General features: G+C 75.6%; 3 protein-coding genes. 1 reads left to right on the top strand and 2 read right to left on the bottom strand.

Features of this window, described 5'->3' with window-relative positions; genetic code table 11:
- Positions 1-54: 54 nt before the first annotated feature.
- Together E2C05_RS29860 and cysQ are read right to left on the bottom strand one after the other, a co-directional pair.
- Positions 55-1,029, bottom strand: a complete 975-nt coding sequence (locus tag E2C05_RS29860) for an L-threonylcarbamoyladenylate synthase (RefSeq protein WP_192912547.1) — start codon at positions 1,027-1,029, stop codon at positions 55-57.
- The gene (cysQ, locus tag E2C05_RS29855; protein ID WP_192912546.1) at positions 1,026-1,805 is read right to left on the bottom strand and encodes a 3'(2'),5'-bisphosphate nucleotidase CysQ; all 780 of its coding nucleotides are present in this window, start codon (positions 1,803-1,805) and stop codon (positions 1,026-1,028) included. The genes E2C05_RS29860 and cysQ overlap by 4 nt, the downstream gene beginning before the upstream one ends.
- A gap of 111 nt (positions 1,806-1,916) precedes the next feature.
- Here cysQ and E2C05_RS29850 point away from each other — a divergent pair, with 111 nt between their 5' ends.
- On the top strand, positions 1,917-3,443 hold the full coding sequence (locus E2C05_RS29850; protein WP_133223252.1) for a leucyl aminopeptidase: 1,527 nt from the start codon (positions 1,917-1,919) through the stop codon (positions 3,441-3,443).
- Positions 3,444-3,573 lie beyond the last annotated feature (130 nt).

Raw genomic sequence — 3,573 nt, 5'->3', positions numbered from 1 at the left:
ATGGCCCGGGCCGCACGCTGGCGGCGGCGCGCTCGTGCCCTGCCGCGACCCGGCTCAGGGCCGCGGCGCCGCCGCCCTCGCCAGGCGGTCGTTGATGGCGACGCCCAAGCCCGTCTCCGGCACCGGCATCACCGCGATGCGCGCGCAGCCCTGCCGCGCGCCCTCCGCATCCAGCCAGCGCAGCCCGGCGAAGAGCCGCGCCGCCGCCTCCCGCAGGTCGCCGCCCTCCGAGAGGGACCACGCCACCGCCGCCCCCGGCAGCGCCGGGCCGAAGGCCAGCAGCGCCTCATCCGCCGCCACGCTTCGCGCCCCCAGCCGCACCGGCAGGGACGGCGCGTAATGCGACAGCATCAGGCCGGGCGAGCGCAGGCTTTGCGAGGCCGCGGCCGCGGCGAGGGGCAGCGCGCGCCCCACCGGCCCCAGCAGCGCCTCGATTGCCTCCGCCTCCACCCCGCCCGGCCGCAGCAGCACGGGGCCGGTGCCGGTCAGGTCCAGCACCGTGCTCTCGACGCCGACCGGGCAGGCGCCGCCATCCAGCACCGCGGCGATCCGGCCCGACAGCCCGTCCAGCACATGCTCCGGCGTGGTCGGGCTCACCTGGCCGGAGCGGTTGGCGGAGGGCGCGGCCACCGGCATCCCCGCCTGCCGCAGCAGGTCCAGCGCCAGGGGATGCGCCGGCACCCGCACCGCCAGCGTGTCCAGCCCCGCGCCGGCCAGCAGGTCCACCCGGCAGGTGGGCCGGCGCGGCAGCACCAGGGTCAGCGCGCCGGGCCAGAAGCGCGCCGCCAGCGCCCGCGCCCGGTCATCGGCATGCACATCGGCGAAGGCCGCCTCCGCATCCGGGTAGTGGCAGATCAGCGGGTTGAAATGCGGCCGGCCCTTGGCGGCGAAGATGCCGGCCACCGCCTGGCCGTCGGTCGCGTCGCCGCCCAGCCCGTAGACCGTCTCGGTCGGGAAGGCGACAAGCGCGCCCTGCCGCAGCAGCGCCGCGGCGCGCGCGACCTCCCCCGGCCCGAGCCGTGCGGTCACGCGGTCACCTCCCCCTGGGGCCCGCCGCGGCAGACGAAATCCGGGTTGCGCCAGCCGGCCTTGCCGTAGCGCAGCGGGCTGCCATCCGGCAGCGTCACCGCGCCGCCCGCGGCCTCGACGATCGCCTGGCCGGCCGCGGTGTCCCATTCCATGGTGCCGCCGAAGCGCGGGTAGAGGTCGGCCACGCCCTCCGCCACCCGGCAGAATTTCAGCGCGGAGGACACGGCCCGCCGCTCCGCGATCGGCCGCCCCGCCAGGAAGGGCGCCATGCGCGGATCCTCGGCATAGGTGCGGCTGGCCAGCACGGTCAGGCCCTGTGGCGGCACGGCGCGGACGCGGATGCGCCGGCGCGGCGCCGCATCCTCCTTCCAGGCGCCCTGGCCGAGCAGGCCGGCGAAGACCTCGCCCGTCGCCGGCAGGGCGATGGCGCCCAGGATGGCGCGGCCATGTTCCACCAGGCCGATGCAGACGGCGTATTCGTCCCGCCCCTTGGCGAAGTCGCGCGTGCCGTCCAGCGGGTCCACCAGCCAGAAGCGGGCGGCGGCGGCGGTGGCGATCCCGGCGGCCACCTCCTCCTCCGCCACCACCGGGATGTCCGGCGTCGACTGCCGCAGCGCCTCGACGATCAGCGCCTCGGCGATGCGGTCGGCCTCGGTCACCGGGCTCTCGTCGGTCTTGTGCTCCACCGCGAAGCCGGCGCGCTTCACCGCCTCGATGGCGGCGGCGGCGCGGCGGGCGAGGCCGGCGGCGAGGTCGAGCAGGTCGGGATCGGTCATCCGGGGGGTGTAGCAGGCCGCGCCGGCCGCATGTACCCGGGCAGCCCTGGCGACCCGCCTTCCCGGTGCTATCCTCCGGGGGACGCCGCCGAACCGAGGACCTGTCCCCGCATGCTCGACATCGCCTTCGTCAAGCCCGCCCTGCCGCGCCACGGCGCCCTGGTGCTGCCGCTCACCGAGGATGCGGGGCTGGCTGGGCTGGGCCAGGCGCTGGACGCGGCCTGCAACGGCGGCATCGCCCGCGCCCTGGCGGCGGCCGGCTTCAAGGGCCGCAAGGGGCAGTCCTGCACCATCTGGGCGCCGATGCCGGAGGGCGGCCAGTCCGGCCCGTCCCGCGTCGTCGCCATCGGCCTCGGCAAGCCGGACGCCCTGGCGACGGAGGGGCTGGAAGCGGCCGGCGGCGGCGCCCTCGGCCCGATCAGCGGGGAGCGGGAGGCGGTGATCGCCGCCGAGGCGCTGGCCCCGCCGCACGCCGCCGCCTTCGCCATGGGCCTGCTGCTGAAGAGCTACCGCTTCGACCGCTACCGCACGGCGGAGAAGGAGGAGGACAAGCCGAAGCTGGAGCGGGTGGAGATGGCGACCGATGCCGCCCCCGCCGCCAAATCGGCCTGGGCGCCGCTGCGCGCGGTGGCGGATGGCGTGTTCCTCACCCGCGACCTGGTGACCGAGCCGCCGAACGTGCTTTACCCGGAGGAGATGGCCGAGCGCTGCCGCGGGCTCGAGAAGCTCGGCCTCGGCGTCGAGATCCTCGGGCCGAAGGAGATGAAGAAGCTCGGCATGGGCGCGCTGCTCGGCGTCGCCCAGGGCTCGGCGCGGGAGCCGCGGCTGGTGGTGCTGCAGTGGAACGGCGCCGGCGGCAACGGCAAGGCGAAGAAGGGCACGGGCAAGCCGGTCGCCTTCATCGGCAAGGGCGTCACCTTCGACACCGGCGGCATCTCCATCAAGCCGGCCGGCGGAATGGAGGACATGAAGTGGGACATGGCCGGCGCCGGCGCGGTCATCGGCCTGATGGCGGCGCTGGCCGGGCGGAAGGCGAAGGTGGATGCGGTCGGGCTGGTCGGCCTGGTGGAGAACATGCCGTCGGGCACCGCCATGCGGCCGGGCGACGTGGTCACGACGATGAGCGGCAAGACGGTGGAGGTCATCAACACCGATGCCGAGGGACGCCTCGTCCTCGCCGATGTCATCCACTACTGCCAGGACCGGTTCGAGCCGCGCTTCATGGTGGACCTCGCCACCCTGACCGGCGCCATCATCGTCTCGCTCGGCCATGAGCATGCCGGGCTGTTCAGCAACGACGACGAACTCGCCCAGCGCATCCAGGCCGCCGGCAAGGCGGTGGGCGAGGCGTGCTGGCGCATGCCGCTGGGCGACGCCTATGACAAGCTGATCAAGTCCGACATCGCCGACATGAAGAATGTCGGCGGCCGGCCGGGCGGCTCGATCTCCGCCGCGCAATTCATCCAGCGCTTCGTGACCGCGAAGGCCGGGCCGGCGCAGGCCCCCACCCCCTGGGCGCATCTCGACATCGCCGGTACGGCCTGGAGCAGCAAGGACCTGCCGACCGCGCCGAAGGGCGCCACCGCCTTCGGCGTCCGGCTGCTCGACCGGCTGGTGGCCGAGCATTACGAGGGCTGACGGCGCCGTCGGATCGGCGTCGATGCTGGCGGTGACGCTGCGCCGGGCGCCGCGCGAGCGGCCCGACCTGCTGGCCGTGCCGCTGCCGGCGGAGGCGGCGGTGCCGCAGCCCTGGCGCGCCGCCGCCGCG

The sequence above is a fragment of the Paracraurococcus ruber genome, assembly GCF_004353985.1.
GTDB classification, from domain to species: Bacteria; Pseudomonadota; Alphaproteobacteria; order Acetobacterales; family Acetobacteraceae; genus Paracraurococcus; species Paracraurococcus ruber.
This window is presented reverse-complemented; position numbering and strand designations above follow the sequence as displayed.